The sequence below is a fragment of the Hydrogenophaga sp. T2 genome (assembly GCF_049843535.1).
Classification (GTDB): domain Bacteria; phylum Pseudomonadota; class Gammaproteobacteria; order Burkholderiales; family Burkholderiaceae_C; genus Hydrogenophaga; species Hydrogenophaga crocea.
Genome location: NZ_JBBHZJ010000009.1, coordinates 234,183 through 251,178 on the forward strand (window position 1 = coordinate 234,183; position 16,996 = coordinate 251,178).

The 16,996-nt window shown below is 70.1% G+C and carries 15 protein-coding genes; 13 read left to right on the plus strand and 2 right to left on the minus strand.

Going from position 1 to position 16,996, the window contains the following annotated elements:
• The first annotated feature begins 38 nt into the window (after positions 1-38).
• The 13 genes from WDZ95_RS19945 to WDZ95_RS20005 all read left to right on the plus strand — a co-directional run bounded on the left by WDZ95_RS19945 (position 39) and on the right by WDZ95_RS20005 (position 14,542).
• Positions 39-1,184, plus strand: a complete 1,146-nt coding sequence (locus WDZ95_RS19945; RefSeq protein ID WP_166223447.1) for a BMP family ABC transporter substrate-binding protein — start codon at positions 39-41, stop codon at positions 1,182-1,184.
• 65 nt (positions 1,185-1,249) lie between these two features.
• The gene (locus tag WDZ95_RS19950) at positions 1,250-2,260 is read left to right on the plus strand and encodes a Rieske 2Fe-2S domain-containing protein (RefSeq protein WP_425781046.1); all 1,011 of its coding nucleotides are present in this window, start codon (positions 1,250-1,252) and stop codon (positions 2,258-2,260) included.
• Positions 2,261-2,268: 8 nt separating this feature from the next.
• A complete protein-coding gene (locus WDZ95_RS19955; protein WP_425781048.1) occupies positions 2,269-3,273 on the plus strand; it encodes an adenosine deaminase in 1,005 nt (334 codons plus the stop codon).
• A 63-nt stretch (positions 3,274-3,336) separates the two neighbouring features.
• Positions 3,337-3,579, plus strand: coding sequence for a type II toxin-antitoxin system RelE/ParE family toxin (locus tag WDZ95_RS19960; protein ID WP_425781050.1), 243 nt, complete (start codon positions 3,337-3,339; stop codon positions 3,577-3,579).
• The gene (locus WDZ95_RS19965; RefSeq protein ID WP_425781052.1) at positions 3,512-3,733 is read left to right on the plus strand and encodes a type II toxin-antitoxin system RelE/ParE family toxin; all 222 of its coding nucleotides are present in this window, start codon (positions 3,512-3,514) and stop codon (positions 3,731-3,733) included. Before WDZ95_RS19960 ends, WDZ95_RS19965 begins: the two co-directional genes overlap by 68 nt.
• The gene (locus WDZ95_RS19970) at positions 3,705-4,019 is read left to right on the plus strand and encodes a helix-turn-helix domain-containing protein (protein WP_425781054.1); all 315 of its coding nucleotides are present in this window, start codon (positions 3,705-3,707) and stop codon (positions 4,017-4,019) included. Before WDZ95_RS19965 ends, WDZ95_RS19970 begins: the two co-directional genes overlap by 29 nt.
• An 88-nt stretch (positions 4,020-4,107) precedes the next feature.
• Positions 4,108-5,205: a BMP family ABC transporter substrate-binding protein gene (locus WDZ95_RS19975; protein ID WP_425781056.1), complete on the plus strand. Its 1,098-nt coding sequence runs from the start codon at positions 4,108-4,110 to the stop codon at positions 5,203-5,205.
• A 64-nt stretch (positions 5,206-5,269) separates the two neighbouring features.
• Entirely contained in the window at positions 5,270-6,553 is a 1,284-nt protein-coding gene (guaD, locus tag WDZ95_RS19980) for a guanine deaminase (RefSeq protein WP_425781058.1), read from the plus strand.
• Positions 6,554-6,744: 191 nt separating this feature from the next.
• Positions 6,745-8,463: a potassium-transporting ATPase subunit KdpA gene (gene kdpA / locus WDZ95_RS19985; RefSeq protein ID WP_425781060.1), complete on the plus strand. Its 1,719-nt coding sequence runs from the start codon at positions 6,745-6,747 to the stop codon at positions 8,461-8,463.
• Between the two features lie 83 nt (positions 8,464-8,546).
• Positions 8,547-10,514: a potassium-transporting ATPase subunit KdpB gene (gene kdpB, locus WDZ95_RS19990; RefSeq protein WP_425781099.1), complete on the plus strand. Its 1,968-nt coding sequence runs from the start codon at positions 8,547-8,549 to the stop codon at positions 10,512-10,514.
• Positions 10,515-10,524: 10 nt separating this feature from the next.
• The gene (kdpC, locus tag WDZ95_RS19995) at positions 10,525-11,115 is read left to right on the plus strand and encodes a potassium-transporting ATPase subunit KdpC (protein WP_425781062.1); all 591 of its coding nucleotides are present in this window, start codon (positions 10,525-10,527) and stop codon (positions 11,113-11,115) included.
• A 27-nt stretch (positions 11,116-11,142) separates the two neighbouring features.
• Positions 11,143-13,818, plus strand: a complete 2,676-nt coding sequence (locus WDZ95_RS20000; protein ID WP_425781064.1) for an ATP-binding protein — start codon at positions 11,143-11,145, stop codon at positions 13,816-13,818.
• Complete coding sequence (locus WDZ95_RS20005) at positions 13,799-14,542, plus strand: response regulator (RefSeq protein WP_425781066.1); 744 nt, start codon at positions 13,799-13,801, stop codon at positions 14,540-14,542. The genes WDZ95_RS20000 and WDZ95_RS20005 overlap by 20 nt, the downstream gene beginning before the upstream one ends.
• Here WDZ95_RS20005 and WDZ95_RS20010 read toward each other — a convergent pair.
• Together WDZ95_RS20010 and WDZ95_RS20015 are read right to left on the minus strand one after the other, a co-directional pair.
• Positions 14,533-15,534, minus strand: coding sequence for a cytochrome d ubiquinol oxidase subunit II (locus tag WDZ95_RS20010; protein ID WP_425781068.1), 1,002 nt, complete (start codon positions 15,532-15,534; stop codon positions 14,533-14,535). The two genes, WDZ95_RS20005 and WDZ95_RS20010, sit on opposite strands and share 10 nt — an antisense overlap.
• 88 nt (positions 15,535-15,622) lie before the next feature.
• Positions 15,623-16,984 carry a cytochrome ubiquinol oxidase subunit I gene (locus tag WDZ95_RS20015; RefSeq protein ID WP_425781070.1) on the minus strand — a complete coding sequence of 454 codons (1,362 nt, stop codon included), beginning with the start codon at positions 16,982-16,984 and terminating at the stop codon, positions 15,623-15,625.
• Positions 16,985-16,996: the final 12 nt, after the last annotated feature.

Genomic DNA, 16,996 nt, shown 5'->3' on the forward strand with positions numbered 1-16,996 from the left:
AGATACTCCCCACCCCTCCCACCTGTCTGAGGACATCCATGACCGACCTGAACAAGAGATCCCTGATGAAGGCCGTGGCGCTGAGCGCCGTGGCCGGTGCCGTGCTGATCGGCTGCGGCAAGAAGGAAGAGGCCGCCGCGCCCGCCGCCCCGGCGCCCGCGCCGGCCGCGGCCGCCAAGCCCGAGCCGCTGAAGATCGCGTTCGCCTACGTGGGCCCGGTGGGCGACGGCGGCTGGACCTTCGCGCACGACAACGGCCGCAAGGCGCTCGAAGCCGAGTTCGGCGACAAGATCAAGACCAGCTTCGTCGAGAGCGTGCCCGAGAGCGCCGACGCCGAGCGCGTGATCCGCGACATGGCGTCCAACGGCAACAAGCTGATCTTCGGCACCACCTTCGGCTACATGGAGCCCATGCTCAAGGTCGCGGCCGACTTCAAGGACGTGAAGTTCGAGCACGCCACCGGCTACAAGACCGCCGAGAACATGCGCACCTACGACAGCCGCACCTATGAAGGCGCGTACATGGCGGGCGTGATCGCGGGCGCGATGACCAAGAGCAACACCCTGGGCGTGGTCGCTTCCATCCCAATCCCCGAGGTGATCCGCAACATCAACAGCTTCACGCTGGGTGCGCAATCGGTGAACCCCAAGGTCAAGACCAAGGTGGTGTGGGTCAACGGCTGGTTCGACCCGCCGAAGGAAACCGAAGCCGCGACCTCGCTGCTCAACGGCGGCGCCGACGTGCTGTTCCAGAACACCGACTCGTCGGCCGTGCTGCAGACCGCCGAGAAGGCCGGCAAGCGCGCCTTCGGCTGGGACTCCGACATGACCGCCTACGGCCCCAAGGCCCACCTGGGTTCGGCCGTGATCAACTGGGGTCCGTACTACATCAAGGCCACCAAGGACGCGCTGGAAGGCACCTGGAGCACGGGCGGCGTGTGGTGGGGCCACAAAGAGGGCGCGATCGACATGGTTTCGATCGCCGACGACGTGCCCGCCGAGGTCAAGGCCAAGATCGACACCATCAAGGCCGGCCTCAAGGACGGCAGCTTCCACCCCTGGACCGGCCCGATCGTGGACCAGTCGGGCAAGGAAGTGCTGGCCAAGGGCGCCAAGGCCGATGACGCCTTCCTGGGCGGCATCAAGTTCTACGTGAAGGGCGTGGAAGGCAAGGTTCCGCAGTAAAAGGGGCTTCCTGCCGCGTTGCAAGAAAGCTGCCTTCGGGCAGCTTTTTTTGTTGGAATGTGCCCATGCTCGAAAAACAACTCTGGCACCCGGTGGTCGACGCACACACCCTGCGCGACGCGCCGCTGGCGGTGAACCTGCTCGGCGAGCCGCTGGTGCTGTGGCGCGACCACGGCGCGGTGCACGCCTGGGCCGACCGCTGCCCGCACCGCGGGGCGCGGCTCTCGCTGGGCCGCGTGCTCACCACGGTGAACGGGCCGCGGCTCGAATGCCCGTACCACGGCTGGCAGTTCGCCGGCGGCGCGGCCGCGGGCCGGTGCCAGCACGTGCCCGCCGCGCCCGATTTCCGCCCGCCCGCGGGCCATGCGGCGCAGGTGTTTGACGCCTGCGAGCGGCACGGCCTGGTGTGGGTGCGGCTGCAGGCCGGCGCCGACGGGGCCCTGGCCGAACCGCCCGCATTCCCCGAGGCCGACGACCCCGCCTGGCGGCGTGTGGTATGCGGGCCCTATGCCGTGGCCACCAGCGCGCCGCGCCTGGTCGAGAACTTCCTCGACCTGAGCCACTTCGGCTTCGTGCACGAAGGCTGGCTGGGCGAGCGCGGCCACGCGCAGGTGCAGACCGGCCAGGTGATCGAAGACGCGCAGGGCCTGCGCGTGGTCCAGGCGCGCGCCTGGCAGCCGCGCGCCTACGCCGAGGCCGAGGGCGGCGCCTGGATCGACTACGCCTACGCCGTGCCGCACCCCTTCGCGGCCGTGCTGCACAAGGACGCGCGCCAGGGCGACCCGGTGCGCAACGCCATCGCGCTGTTCATCCGCCCCGATGGCGATGGCGATGGCGCCTGCACCGCCTGGTTCGTCATGGCCACGCACAGCGACCCCGCGAGCGCCGAGTCCCTGGTGGCTTTCCAGGACGCGGTCTTCGCGCAGGACCGCCCGGTGGTCGAGTCGCAGCAACCCAAGGCCCTGCCCATCGGCCGCACCGCGCCCGTGACCGAGGTGCATGGCCCGGCCGATCGCGTGAGCAGCGCCTACCGCCGTTACCTGCAACGCCTGGGCATCGCCCTGGGCACCCTTTGAGCACACCCATGACCCCCGCCGAACTCGCCGCCCGCCTGCCCAAGGCCGAACTGCACATCCACATCGAAGGCTCGCTCGAACCCGAGCTGATCTTCGCGCTCGCGCAGCGCAACGGCGTGGCGCTGCCCTATGCCAGCGTGGACGCGCTGCGCCAGGCCTATGCCTTCACCGACCTGCAGAGCTTTCTCGACATCTACTACGCGGGCGCGAGCGTGCTGCTGCACGAGGCAGACTTCTTCGACATGGCCTGGGCCTACCTGCAGCGCGCGCACGCCGACCACGTGATCCACGCCGAGATCTTCTTCGACCCGCAGACCCACACCGCGCGCGGCGTGGACATCGGCGTGGTGATCGCGGGCCTGCGGCGCGCCTGCGACAAGGCGCGGACCGAATTCGGCATGACGAGCGCGCTGATCCTGTGCTTCCTGCGCCACCTCAGCGAAGCAGACGCTTTTGCCACGCTGGAGGCCGCGCTGCCTTACCGCGAGCACTTCATCGGCGTGGGTCTCGACTCGAGCGAGGTCGGCCACCCGCCGTCCAAGTTCTCGCGCGTGTTCGCGCGCTGCCGCGAACTCGGCCTGCGCATCGTCGCGCACGCGGGCGAAGAGGGCCCGCCGGCCTACATCCGGGAAGCGCTGGACGATCTCCGGGCCGAGCGCATCGACCACGGCGTGCGCAGCCTCGAAGACCCGGCGCTGGTGGCCGAGCTCGCGCGCCGGCGCACGCCGCTCACCGTGTGCCCGCTGTCCAACCTCAAGCTCTGCGTGGTGAACGATCTGCGCGATCACCCGATGAAGCGCCTGCTCGACGCCGGCCTGTGCGCCACCGTCAACAGCGACGACCCGGCCTACTTCGGCGGCTACCTCAACGCCAACTTCGTGCAGACGGTGCAGGCGCTGGACCTCTCGCGCGAGCAGGTGATCACCCTGGCCCGCAACAGCTTCGAGGCCAGCTTCACCGACGCGGCCACGCGCGCGCGGCACCTGGCGCGGCTGGAGGCGGCGATCGGGTGAGGGGCTGGAACCGGTTCGATTTTTATAGCACCTAGTGCTATAAATACGAACTGGAGCCCTCAAATGGCGATCTACACGACCCGGTGGTTCAACCGCTGGGCGCGCAAGCACGGTCTGGCCGACGTGGCACTTTGCGCTGCGGTTCGCGAGATGCGAGCCGGATTGGTGGACGCCGATCTCGGTGGAGGATTGTTCAAAAAAGCGAATCGCGCGGGATGGGCGAGGCAAGAGTGGCGGCTTGCGCACGCTGGTTGCAACCCGCAGGGAACATCGCTGGATCTTCGTTTTTGGCTTCCCGAAGAATGAGCGAGGCAACATCGATCGGGATGAAGAGGAAGCCTTGAAGAAGTTGGCTGCGCACCTGTTGTCGCTGACCGCACGGGCGGTGGCGAGCGCCTTGCAAGCCGGCGAACTCATGGAAGTGATCTGCGATGCGCAAGACGAAATCGCCCATTCTTGAGGCCGTACACGAAACCGCGAAGGGTTTGCACAAGGCCGGTGCCATGGACCGGATGACGCTGCGCGAGTTTGACCAGCTTTGCCTCACGCCGGTCGCGCCGCTGCGCCCGGAAGAAATCAAACGGATTCGCGAAGGAACACGGGTCAGCCAGGCCGTTTTTGCGCGCCTGCTCAATACCAGCCTGTCGACCGTGCAGAAATGGGAGATCGGCCAAAAACGGCCCACGGGAACGGCTTTGAAGCTCTTGCACCTGGTACAGAGGAAGGGCCTTGAGGCGGTGGCTTGAGCCCCATCGCCTAAAATCCCGGCCCACGCGAGCCGGTGCTTCCCCGGCTCGCGTTTTTTGTTCACCGGAAGCCATGTCGAGGAACACCATGTACAAAAACCTCGCGGCCTGGCGCGCCTTCGCGCCGGCATTGGCCGCCTTGTTTTTCTCCCCCCTGTCGTCGGCCGAACCGGTCACACCGCCGGTGAAGGCCGCGTTCGTCTACGTCACGCCGCTCACGCCCGCGGGCTGGGTGCGTCAGCACGAGCTGGGCCGTCAGGCGGTGCAGGCCGCGCTGGGCGATCGCGTGCAGACCCGCTTCGTCGAGAACGTGCCCGAGGGCGCCGACGCCGAGCGTGTGATCCGCGACCTGGCGCAGCAAGGCCACGACATCATCTTCACGCCCAGCTTCGGCTACATGGAGCCCACGCTCAAGGTGGCGCGCGATTTCCCGAACGTGCGGTTCGAGTCGATCACGGGCTACAAGGCCGCGCCCAACGTGGCCACGGCCAATGCGCGCTACTACGAAGGCCGCTACCTCGCGGGCGTGGCCGCGGGCCGCATGGCCACGCAGGCCGGTTACGTGGCGGGCTTTCCCATTCCCGAGGTGATCCAGGGCATCAACGCCTTCACGCTGGGCATGCGTTCGGTGAACCCGCGCGCCACGGTGAAGGTGGTGTGGCTGGGCGAGTGGTTCAACCCGCCGCGCGAGCGCGACGCCGCCATGACGCTGATGAACCAGGGCGCCGAGGTGCTGGCCTTTCACACCGGCAGCACGGCGGTGATGGTGGCGGCGCAGGAGCGCGGCAGGCTCGCCGTGGCCTACCACTCCGACATGCGCAACCTGGCGCCCGACGCGCAGGTGGTGGCGGTCACGCACCGCTGGGGCGATTACTACACGCGCCGCGTGCAGGCCGTGCTCGACGGCACCTGGCGCAGCGAGCAGGTGTGGGGCGGCGTGGGCGCGGGCTTCATCCGCGTCGAGGGCTTCGGCCGCAAAGTGCCCGAGGCGGTACAGAACGAGGTGAACGCGCGCCAGGCCGACATGGCCGCGGGCAAGCTGCCGGTGTTCGCCGCGCCCGCGGGCCAGCCGCTGCGCGACAACGAGGGCAAGGTCGCCATTCCCGCGGGTCAGCGCCTGAGCGATGCGCAGATCCTCGAGATGAACTGGCTCGCCGAGGGCGTGGTGGGCGGCATCACCCGCTGAGCGCCATGGCCGCCATCCGCGCGGCCGTATGGCGCGCGCGGGGCGGCCCGGTAAGCTCGCCCCCATGAAAGCCTACCGAGCCCGGCTGCTGCGTTTCGACGACGCGAGTGGCCAACCCCTGTACGACGAAGACGGCCTGCTGGTGGTGGGCCCCGACGCCCACGGCCAGGCCGTGGTGCGCGCCGCGGGCGCGCACGCGGCGCTGATCGATCGCTTCCCCGGTGTCGCCGTGGAAGACCTGCGACCGCGGCTGATCGCGCCCGGTTTCGTGGACCTGCACATCCACTACCCGCAGACCGACGTGATCGGCGCGCCCGCCGCGGGCCTGCTGCCCTGGCTCGAGAACTACACCTTCCCGCACGAGTCGCGCTTCCACGAGCCGGCGTACGCGCGCGGCGTGGCCGAGTTCTTCCTCGACGAACTGGCGCGCAATGGCGTCACCACCGCGCTCACCTTCGCCACCTCGCACCCGGCCTCGGTGAACGCCATGTTCGAAGCCGCGCAGGCGCGTGGCCTGCGCTTCATCACCGGCAAGGTGCTGCAGGACCGCCACAGCCCCGACGGCGTGCGCGACCACACCGAACAGAGCCTGATCGACACCGAGGCGCTGATCCGGCGCTGGCACGGCGTGGACCGGCTGGGTTACGCGATCACGCCGCGCTTTGCGCCCACCAGCACGCCGGCGCAGTTGCGCGGCGCGGGCGAACTGGCCGCGAAATACCCGGACGTGTGGATCCAGTCGCACGTGGCCGAGAACGTGGACGAGATCCGCTGGGCCGCCGAGCTGTTTCCCGACAGCGCGAGCTACCTCGGCGTGTACGGCGACTTCGGCCTGCTGCGCGAGCGCGCGGTGTACGCGCACTGCATCCACCTGAGCGCCGCCGACCGCGCGCTGATGGCGCGCACCGGCACGGTGGCGGCCGTGAGCCCCACCAGCAACCAGTTCCTGGGCAGCGGCTTCTTCGACTACGCCGCGGCCGACGCCGCCGGCATGCGCTACGGCCTGGCGAGCGACGTGGGCGGGGGCACCAGCTTCTCGCCGTTTCGCACCATGCTCGCGGCCTACGTGGTGGGCCGCGAGGGCCAGACCAAGCCCGGCCTGAGCCTCACGCCCGCCCAGCTCTGGTGGCAGCACACCGCGGGCGCGGCGCGCGCGCTCGGGCTCGAGGGCGTGGTGGGCAACCTGCTGCCCGGCTGCGAGGCCGACTTCGTGGTGCTGAACCCGCAGGCCACGCCCCTGCTTGCACGCAAGACGGCGCAGGCGCACTCGCTCGACGAACTGCTGTTCGCGCTGATCGTGCTGGGCGATGACCGCGTGGTGGAGCGCGCCGTGATCGCGGGGCGCTAGCCGCGCGCGGCACGGCGCCGCCACCGCCGCCCTCGGCGGTGTTTACGCGAAATTGACGCGCGCCGCCCGATCCGGAATGGAGACTTTACGGCCCTCCGTTGAACACTGAGACCGTGCCCTGGCCCGAGCCCTTCGCTGTGCGAACGGGCGCCGGGACCGGGCGGGTTCTGACGGTGACTGGAGGGTCCGACATGGTGGTGTTTCTTCTTGTGTTCGCGCTGGCGATCGCGCTGGGCTGGCCGCTGGGCCACTACCTCGCCGCGGTCATGCGCGGTGGGCCGATGCGCGGCGACGGCCTGTTCCGCTGGCTCGAGCGGCCCTTGTACGCGCTGCTCGGCACCGACCCCGAACGCGGCATGGACTGGCGTGCTTATGCCGGGGCCTTTCTGCTGAGCAACGCGGTGCTGGGCGCGGTCGTCTGGGTGATCCTCATGACGCAGGCCTGGCTGCCGCTCAATCCCGATGGGGCGCCCAACATGGGCTGGGACCTGGCGCTGCACACCATGGTCTCGTTCCTGACCAACACCAACCAGCAGCACTACGCGGGCCAGGCCCAGCTGTCCTACCTGGCCCAGGCGACGGCCATCGTGGCGCTGCAGGTGGTCACGCCGATGATGGGCCTGGCGCTGGTCGCGGCCACGCTGCGCGGCCTGTTCGGTGGCCGCCACGCCGACGCCCGCCAGGCCGAAGGCGCGCAAGACGCGCAAGACGCGCCGGTGGACCTGGGCAACTACTGGGCCGACGTGATCCGCCCCACGCTGCGCTTCATGCTGCCGCTGTGCCTGGTGTGGTCGGTGCTGCTGACCAGCCAGGGCGTGCCGGCCACGCTCGCGGCGGGCCCGGTGGCGGCGCCGGTCGATGCGGCGGTGGCGATGAAGGAACAGAAGATCCCGCTCGGGCCGGTGGCGCCGATGGTGGCGGTCAAGCAACTGGGCACCAACGGCGGCGGCTGGTACGGCCCGAACAGCGCGATGCCGCTGGAGAACCCCACGCCGCTGTCCAACGGGCTGCAGACGCTCGCCATCGTGCTGATCCCCGTCGCGGTCGCCTTCATGGTCGGCCCCTTCACGGGGCGGCGCAAGTTCGCCGCGCTGGTGTTCGGCACCATGCTCGCGATGTCGCTGCTGTCGGCCGGCCTGGCGCTGTGGTCCGAGGCGCACTCGGCGACCGCGCAGGACATCGCGCTGATGGAGGGCAAGGAGGTGCGCATCGGCGCCGATGCCTCGGCCCTGTGGGCCGCGGTCACGACGCAGACGTCCAACGGCTCGGTCAACAGCATGCACGACTCGCTCGCACCGCTGACCGGCCTGGTCGCCATCGCCAACATGCTGATCAACGCGATCTGGGGCGGCATCGGCTGCGGCTTGCAGCAGTTCATCGTCTACCTGCTGCTCGGCGTGTTCCTGGCGGGCCTGATGACAGGGCGCACGCCCGAGCTGTTCGGCCGCAAGATCGAGGCGCCCGAGGTGAAGCTGCTCGCCGTGCTGGTGCTGCTGCAGCCGCTGGTGCTGCTGGGCCTGACCGCTTTCACGCTCTCGGTGCCGGCCATCACGGGCAACTCCAACCCCGGCTTCCACGCCATCAGCCAGGTGTTCTACGAGTACGCCTCGGCCTTCGCCAACAACGGCTCGGGCTTCGAGGGCCTGGGCGACGGCACGGTGTGGTGGAACCTGTCGTGCGCGGCCGTGCTCGCGCTCGGCCGCTACCCCGCGCTGATCGTTCCGCTGGCCATCGCCGCGCGGCTCGCGCGCAAGCGCCAGGCCCCGGAAAACGCGGGCACCTTGCAGATCGAAACCCCCACCTTCGCGCTCGCGCTGATCGCCGTCATCGCCATCCTGACGCTGCTGCAGTTCATGCCGGTGCTGGTGCTGGGCCCGGTGGCCGATCACCTGAGCCTGGTCGCGCGTTGAGGAGAACCGCCATGAACGACACCAAGCCCCTCCAGCATTCCCTTCCCGCGCCGCGGCGCGAGGCCCATGGCCTGCAGACGGCCATGGTCGACGCGGTGCGCAAGCTCGCGCCACAGCACATGGTCAGGAACCCGGTCATGGCCGTGGTCTGGCTCGGCACGCTGCTCACCGCCGCGGCCACACTCGCGGGCTGGGCGCAGCCGGGCTTCGGCTGGGCCGTGACCGGCATCCTGCTCATCACCGTGCTGTTCGGCAATTTCGCCGAGGCGCTGGCCGAATCGCGCGGGCGCGGGCAGGCGGCCTCGCTGCGGCGCGCGCGCCAGGACCTGATGGCCCGGCGGCTGGACCCGGCCGGGCGCGAGACCGGCGTGCCCGCAGCCGAACTGCGCCCTGGCGATCTCGTGGTGATCGAAGAAGGCCAGCCGGTGCCGGCCGACGGCGAGATCGTCGAAGGCCTGGCCACCATCAACGAGGCCGCGGTGACCGGCGAGTCCGCGCCGGTGCTGCGCGAGGCGGGCACAGACCGCTCGGGCGTGATCGGCGGCACGCAGGTGCTGTCCGACCGCATCGTGGTGCGCGTGACCGCCGAGCCCGGCCACAGCTTCCTCGACCGCATGATCGCGCTGGTGGAGGGCTCGAACCGGCAGAAGACGCCCAACGAGATCGCGCTGGGCATCCTGCTCGGGGTGATGACGCTGAGCTTCCTGATCGTGGTCGTGACGCTGCCCTTCATCGCCGGCTTCGTCGGCGTGCCGGTCAACGTGGTGCTGCTGGTTGCCCTGCTGGTGTGCCTGATCCCGACCACCATCGGCGGCCTGCTGCCCGCCATCGGCATCGCGGGCATGAACCGCGCGCTGCAGGCGAATGTGCTGGCCAAGTCGGGCAAGGCGGTGGAGGTGGCCGGCGACGTGGACGTGCTGCTGCTGGACAAGACCGGCACCATCACCCATGGCGACCGCCAGGCCACCGCCTTCCATGCGCTGGCCGGCGTGGAGGCCGCGCAGCTGCGCCAGGCCGCCCTGCTGGCCTCGCTGGCCGACCCGACGCCCGAGGGCAAGTCCATCGTGCGGCTGGCGCGCGGCAAGGACGAAACGCTCGACGGGCCGCCGGGCGCGCACTTCGTGCCGTTCTCGGCGCAGACGCGCATGTCGGGCGTGGACCTGCCCGGGGGCCGCAGCATCCGCAAGGGCGCGATGGACGCCATCGCGCGTCACGTGCAGGCCCTGGGCGGCGCCGTCCCCACCGAGCTCGAGGTGCGCGCGAGCAGCGTGGCGCGCAAGGGCGCGACGCCGCTGGTGGTCAGCGACGGCCGCCACGTGCTCGGCGTCATCGAGCTGTCCGACGTGATCAAGCACGGCCTCAAGGAGCGCTTTGCGCGGCTGCGCGCCATGGGCGTGAAGACCGTGATGATCACGGGCGACAACCCGCTCACGGCGGCCCACATCGCGGCCGAGGCCGGGGTGGACGACTACATCGCCGAGGCCCGGCCCGAGGACAAGCTCGCGCGCATCCGCGCCGAGCAGGCCGGCGGGCGGCTGGTGGCCATGGTGGGCGACGGCACCAACGATGCGCCCGCGCTGGCCCAGGCCGACGTGGGCCTGGCGATGAACGCCGGCACGCAGGCCGCCAAGGAGGCGGGCAACATGGTCGACCTCGACAGCGACCCGGCCAAGCTGCTCGCGGTGGTGGAGATCGGCAAGCAGCAGCTCATCACGCGCGGCGCGCTGACCACCTTCTCGCTGGCCAACGACGTGTCCAAGTACTTCGCGATCCTGCCGGCGCTGTTCGCGGCCGCGATCCCGCAGATGGCCGCGCTCGACGTGATGCGGCTCGGCAGCCCGGCCAGCGCGGTGCTGTCGGCGCTGATCTTCAACGCCATCGTCATTCCGCTGCTGATCCCGCTGGCGCTGCGCGGCGTGCGCTTCAAGCCGTCGGGCGCGACACAGCTGCTGCGCAACAACATGCTGGTCTACGGCGTCGGCGGTGTGGTGCTGCCCTTCATCGCGATCAAGCTGATCGACCTTGCCCTGTCTGCCCTGTTCACGCTTTGAGGAGCCGACCATGTCGTCGCACAACATCTCTTCCGATCGCGGCCTGTTGCGCGGCGCCGTCGGCCTCGCCATCGTGTCGCTGCTGGGTTTCGGCGGGCTCTATGCGCTGGTCGGGGTCGGCCTCGGGCAGGCGCTGTTCCCGCATGCGGCCAACGGCAGCCTGATCGTGCGCGGCGGCCAGGTGCTGGGCTCGTCGCTGGTGGCGCAGCCCTTCGGCGATGCGCGCTACTTCCAGCCGCGCCCCTCGGCCGCCGGCTTCAACCCCATGGCCGCCTCGGGCAGCAACCAGGCGCGCACCCACCCCGAGCTGCGCCAGCGCATCGACGAAACGCGTGCGGCCGTGGCCGCGCGCGAGGGCGTCGATGCGGCCGCCGTGCCGGGCGAGCTCGTCACGCAATCGGGCGGCGGGCTCGACCCGCACATCGGCCCGGCGGCCGCGGCGATCCAGGTGGCGCGCGTGGCGCGCGCCCGCGGGCTGGGCCCCGAGGCGGTGCAAGCCCTGGTCGATCGGCACACCGAGCCGCGCCAACTGGGCCTGCTGGGCGAGCCGCGCATCAACGTGCTCGAACTCAACCTGGCGCTCGACGCCCTTCACCCATAATCGATCGCGATCAGACCGAAGCGGGCCATGGGCGCCGAACAGACCGAACAAGCCGACGCCCTGCTGGGCGAACTGCAGCGCCAGACCGCCGGGCGCCTGACCGTGTTCCTGGGCGCGGCGCCCGGCGTCGGCAAGACCTACGCCATGCTGGCGCGGGCGCGCGAACTGCACCGCCAGGGTGTCGACGTGGTGATCGGCATCGTGGAAACGCACGGCCGCAGCGAGACGCAGGGCCTGGTCGAGGGCCTGCCGCTGCTGCCGCGCAGGCAGCTGGTCTACCAGGGCCGTGTGCTCGAAGAGATGGACCTCGACGGCCTGCTGGCGCGCAAGCCGGCGATCGCGCTGGTCGACGAACTCGCGCACCGCAACGCGCCCGGCAGCCGCCATGAACGCCGCTGGCAGGACGTGGAGGAACTGCTCGACGCGGGCATCGACGTCTACACCACGGTCAACATCCAGCACCTGGAAAGCCTCAACGACGTGGTGCACCAGATCACGGGCGTGCGCGTCAGCGAAACCGTGCCCGACGCGGTATTCGAGCGCCTGCGCGACATCCGCCTCGTCGACCTGCCCGCGCGCGAGCTGATCGAGCGCCTGAACCAGGGCAAGGTGTACCTGCCCGAGCAGGCGGCCCAGGCGCTGCAGGCGTTCTTCTCGCCCTCGAACCTGACCGCCTTGCGCGAACTGGCGATGCAGACCGTCGCCGAGCACGTGGACGCCGACCTGCGCGAGACGCGCACCGCGCGCGGGCTCGAAGGCCTCCCGCTGCAGCGCCACGTGCTGATCGCCATCGACGGCCGCGGCCACTCGGAGTATCTGGTGCGCGCCGGCGCGCGCATGGCCGAACGCCGCGGCGCGCCCTGGTCGGTGGTGACGGTCGAGACCGGCCGCCAGGCCGACGCCGCGCTGCTGGAGATCGACAAGGCCTTTGCGCTCGCGCGCAACCTCGGCGGCGAGACCGAAGTGCTTCACAACACCGACGTCACCCAGGCCATCCTCGACGCGGCGGCGGTGCGCAGCGCGCGCTCCATCGTCATCGGGCGCACGCGCGAGCGGCCCATCGCGCGCATCTTCAACCGCACCCTGACGCAGCAGCTGCTGCAGCGGGGCGCACGCTACGAACTCACCATCGTCGGCACCCCGCTGGCGCGGCAGCGCGCACAGCGGCTGCCCGGCCTTTCGCATGAGGGCCTGTGGCGCCGGGAAGCCTGGCTGATCGCGGGCGCGAGCGTGGTCGCCACGGGCACGGCGGCCCTGGCCGAGGCCCTGCTCGATCTGCAGGACCTCTCGCTGATCTTCCTGGTCGCCGTGACGCTCGTGGCCTCGCGCACGCGCATGACCTCGGCCGTGATCACCGCCGTGTTGTGCTTTCTCGCCTACAACTTTTTCTTCATCGAGCCCCGGCTCACCTTGCTGATCAGCGCGCAGCGCGGGGTCGCCACCGTGCTGCTCTTCCTCGCGGCGGCCCTGATCGCGGGTCGGCTGGCCTCGCGGCTGCGCATGCAGGTGGTGGCGCTGCGCGCGTCGAACGCGCACGCCACGGCGATGCAGAGCCTGGGCCGGCAACTGGCCCAGGCCGCCGACCTCGGACAGGTCATCACGGCGGGCTCGTCGGTGCTGCGCTCGACCCTGCAGGCCGAGGCCTGGATCCGCATCGGCGAGCAGAGCGGCCCGGCCGCCGCGGACACGCCGCTCAGCGACAAGGACCGCACGGCTGCCGACTGGACGCAGCAGAACGGCCAGGCCAGCGGGCGTTACACCGACACGCTTTCGAGCGCCGCGTGGTGGTTCCTGCCGCTGGGCGCGGACAAGGAAGCGCTCGGTGTGGTCGGCCTGCGGTTTCCGGCGGCCATGGGGCGGCTGTCCTTTGAGCAGCGCCGGCTGGCCGAGCGCATGGTGGAAGACATCGGCCAGGCCGCCCTGCGCACGCGCCTGGTGTCCGAGCTCGAGGCGGCGCGCGTCTCGGGCGAGACCGAGCGGCTGCGCTCGGCGCTGCTGTCGTCGGTGTCGCACGACCTGCGCTCGCCGCTGTCATCCATCATCGGCGCGGCGGACAGCCTGATGCGCTACGGCAAGGACATGGGACCGGCCGACCGGCACAGCCTGCTCGAGACCATCCATGTGGAAGGCGAGCGGCTGGACCGCTACATCCAGAACCTGCTCGACATGACCCGGCTCGGCCAGCAGGGCCTCACGCTCACGCGCGACTGGATCGGCATCGACGAGCTCGTGGGCTCGGCCTCGCGGCGCCTGCAGCGCTACGAGCCGGCGGTCCGCATCGAGCACGACATCGAGCCCGGCCTGCCCCCGATCCACGTGCATCCCGCGCTCATCGAACAGGCCTTGTTCAACGTGATGGAAAACGCCGCCAAGTTCTCGCCGCCGGGCGAAGCGGTGCGGGTCCGGGTCCGCCGCACCGACGACGGCCGGCTTCGCGTCGACATCTCGGACCGCGGGCCCGGCATTCCCGAGCCGGAACGCCGACGCATCTTCGACATGTTCTACAGCGTGGAGCGCGGCGACCGGGGCAAGAACGGCACCGGCCTCGGACTCACCATCGTGCAGGGCATCGTGGGCGCGCACATGGGCAGCGTCGAAGCGCTGCCGGGGCCCGAGGGCCTGGGCACCACCGTTCGCCTGAGCCTGCCCTGGGGCAGTTACCCAACCACCGAAAGCCCGGCCCATGACAGCAACGCCAGCTGATGCCGCGACGGCCGCGCCGCCCGCACGCATCCTCATCGTGGATGACGAGCCCCAGATCCGCAAGTTCGTCGACATCAGCCTGCGCTCGCAAGGCTATGCCACGCTGCTGGCCGCCACCGGCCAGGAGGGTCTGACCGCGCTGGCCAGCAAGGGGGCCGATCTGGTCGTGCTCGATCTGGGCCTGCCCGACCGCGACGGCCGGCAGGTGCTCGCGGAACTGCGGCAGTGGTCCGATGTGCCCGTGATCGTGCTCACGGTGCGTGCCGACGAGGCCGAGAAGGTCGCGCTGCTCGATGGCGGGGCCAACGACTACATGACCAAGCCTTTCGGGGTGGACGAGCTGATGGCGCGCATCCGCGCTTCGCTGCGCAGTGCCCGGCCCGGCCGCGAGGCGGCGGCCGTGCTCGACGACGGTCACCTGCGCATCGACCTCGCGGGCCGCGAGGTCCACCTCGATGGCCAGCCCGTGGCGCTCAGCCGCAAGGAATTCGCCTTGCTCGCGCTGCTGGCCGGTCAGCCCGGGCGGCTGATCACGCAAGGCCAGATCCTCAAGGCGCTGTGGGGCCCCACGCACGCCGATGACGCCCACTACCTGCGCATCCTGGTGTCCAAGCTCAGGCACAAGCTCGGCGACGACGCCTCGATGCCGCGCTACCTCATCACCGAGCCTGGCGTGGGCCTGCGCTTCGTTTTCACGGACAAGCCCGGCGTGCGTCAGCTGTAGCTCAGCGCGCGCGCCTTGCCCCAGAACACGCGGTACATGAACAGCGTGTAGACCACGATCACCGGCAGCGTGATGGCCACGCCCACGAAGATGATGGTGAGCGAATTCGTGGCGGCCGCGGCCTGCCACACCGTGAGGCGACCGATCACGATGTCGGGGAAGATGCTGTAGGCCAGGCCGAAGAAGGCCAGCACGAAGATCAGCACCGTGTTCACGAACACCAGCCAGCCGTAGCCCGCGGTCACCAGTGCCGGCCGCGTGACCACCCAGTGCACCGCGAAGAAGGCGGCCGCGCACATCAGCGGCACCGGGAACAGCGCGAAGATCTCGGGCACGCCGAACCACTTGCCGACCACCGCGGGGTTCACCAGCGGCGTGGCCGCCGAGATCGCCACCAGCGCCAGGCCCATGGGCCAGATCACCCGCCGCGCCCACTGCACCGCCTGCTGCTGCAACGCGCCATCGGTCTTCATGATGAGCCAGCCCGCGCCCAGCAGCACGTAGGCCGCGGGCAGCGTGAGCGCGATGCCCAGGCTGAACATCAGGCCCAGGCCGCCGTTGTCGAAGCCGGTGATGTAGCTGCCCAGCATCCAGCCCTGCGCCATGGTGGCCATGAGCGAGCCCACGAAGAAGGCGCCGTTCCAGAACGGCAGGTAGCGCGTGGGCGCCTTCACGCGGAAGTCGAAGGCCACGCCGCGCAGGATCAGACCGATCAGCATCACCGCCACCGGCAGGTACAGCGCCTGCAGCACCAGGCCATGCGCCTTCGGGAAGGCCACCAGCAGCACGCCCACGCCCAGCACCAGCCAGGTTTCGTTGGCGTCCCAGAAGGGACCGATGCTGCTGATCATCACGTCCTTTTGCAGCGCGTCGCGGCCCAGCGGCAGCAGCAGGCCCACGCCGAGGTCGTAGCCGTCGAGCACCACGTAGGCGAGCAGGGTCAGGCCCATCACGGCCATGAAGAACAGGGGGAGGAATTCGGCCCAGGTCATGCGGCACCTCCGCAGGGCCGCCCCAAGGAGGTGGGCGCCCCCTCGGGGGGCAGCGACGACACGGCGTGCGGAGCGTGGAGGCTCATGATCACACCCCCGCCTTGCCGAGTTCACCCGCGGGCGCTTCGGGCGCGTGTTTCACCGGGTGCTCGGCCATGTACTTGAGCACGCCCACGTAGGTCACGAGCAGCAGGCCGTAGACGATGCAGTAGGCCGTGAGCGTGAGCGCCACGTTGGCCGGCGCGATGCGCGTGGCCACGTCGGCCGTGTGCAGCAGTCCGTAGACGATGTAGGGCTGGCGGCCGATCTCGGTGACGTACCAGCCGGCGAGCGTGGCGACCCAGCCCGAAAAGGTCATGGCCGCGAGCGTCCACAGCAGCGGACGCGGCAGCGTGGTCTCGGCGGCGCGGCGCTGCGGCCAGAGCTTCCAGGCGGTCCACGCGGCCACCAGCAGCATCAGCATGCCCATGCCCACCATCACACGGAAGGCGTAGAACACCGGCGCCACCGGCGGGTGCGCCTTGGGAAAGTCGGCGATGCCCTTGAGCTCGCCATCCCATTCGTGCGTGAGGATCAGGCTCGCGAGCTTGGGCACCTGGATCGCGAAATGCGTCTTGCCGGCGGCCTCGTCGGGAAAGCCGAACACGGTCAGCGGCGCGCCGCGCTCGGTTTCCCAGATGCCTTCGATGGCCGCGACCTTGGCCGGCTGGTGCTCGAGCGTGTTGAGGCCGTGCAGGTCGCCCACGAAGATCTGCAGCGGGATCACCAGCAGGGCCGCAAAGCCCGCGGTGCGCAGCGCCTTGTGGGTGCCGCGCGTGGCGCTGCCCTTGAGCAGCTGCCAGGCGCACAGGCCCGCGATCAGGAAGGACGCGGTGAGCGCCGAGGCCAGCAGCTTGTGCGCGAGCCGGTAGGGGAACGAGGGGTTGAAGACGATGGCGAACCAGTCGGCCGCGATGAACTCGCCGTTGACGATCTGGTAGCCCGCGGGCGTCTGCATCCACGAGTTCAGGCTCAGGATCCAGAACGCCGATAGCGTGGTGCCCAGCGCCACCAGCGTGGTGGCGATCAGGTGCACGCGCTCGCTCACGCGGCCCCGGCCGAACAGCATGATGCCCAGGAAGCTGGCCTCGAGGAAGAAGGCGGTGAGCACCTCGTAGCCGAGCAGCGGGCCCGCGATGTTGCCGGCCTTCTCCATGAAACCCGGCCAGTTGGTGCCGAACTGGAAGCTCATGACGATGCCCGAGACCACGCCGAGTGCGAAGGTCAGCGCGAACACCTTGGTCCAGAAGTAATAGGCCTGTTCCCAGGCCTCGTCGCGCGTCTGCACGAAGCGGATGCGGAAGAACAGCAGGAACCAGCACAGCGCGATGGTGATGGTGGGGAACAGGATGTGGAAGCTGATGTTCAGCGCGAACTGGATGCGCGAGAGCAGCAGGGTGTCGAGGTCCATGGGGTTCTCCTG